General features: G+C 69.8%; 1 protein-coding gene. It reads left to right on the top strand.

All coding sequences use genetic code 11. From position 1 onward, the window contains the following. Positions 1 to 513: Ig-like domain-containing protein (locus VTU_RS34225; RefSeq protein ID WP_010109322.1), on the top strand; the 513-nt coding region annotated here is incomplete at both ends.

Genomic DNA, 513 nt, shown 5'->3' with positions numbered 1-513 from the left:
TCCGCTTCAGCGAGCCCGTCAACGGCTTTGACGCCAGCGACATCGTGCTCACGGACGCCAACGGCACGCTGAGCCCGCCCACGGCCAACGCCGAGCGCACGGTCTGGACAGCGACCTTCACGCCCACGGCCAACGTCAGCGTCCGGGCGAACACCATCCGCGTGAACCTCAGCGGCGTGCGCGACGACGCGGGCAACGCCGGGACCGGCAGCGCCAGCAGCACCAACTACTCCGTCGATACCGAGCGCCCCACGGCGACCATTACGCTGGCCGACAACGCGCTCACCGCGGGCGAAACCACGACCGTCAGCTTCCGCTTCAGCGAGCCCGTCACCGGCTTGGACGCCAGCGACATCGTGTGCACGAGCGGCACGCTGAGCGCGCCCACGGCGAACGCCGAGCGCACGGTCTGGACATCCACCTTCACGCCAACGGCCAACGCCAACGCCGCGACAAATACCATCAGCGTGAACCTCCCTGGCGTGCGCGACGACGCGGGCAACGCCGGGACCG

The organism is Verminephrobacter aporrectodeae subsp. tuberculatae At4 (assembly GCF_000193225.1).
GTDB lineage: Bacteria > Pseudomonadota > Gammaproteobacteria > Burkholderiales > Burkholderiaceae_C > Acidovorax > Acidovorax aporrectodeae.
Note: the sequence above shows the minus strand (reverse complement) of the source record. Positions and strands in the feature narration are given on the sequence as shown.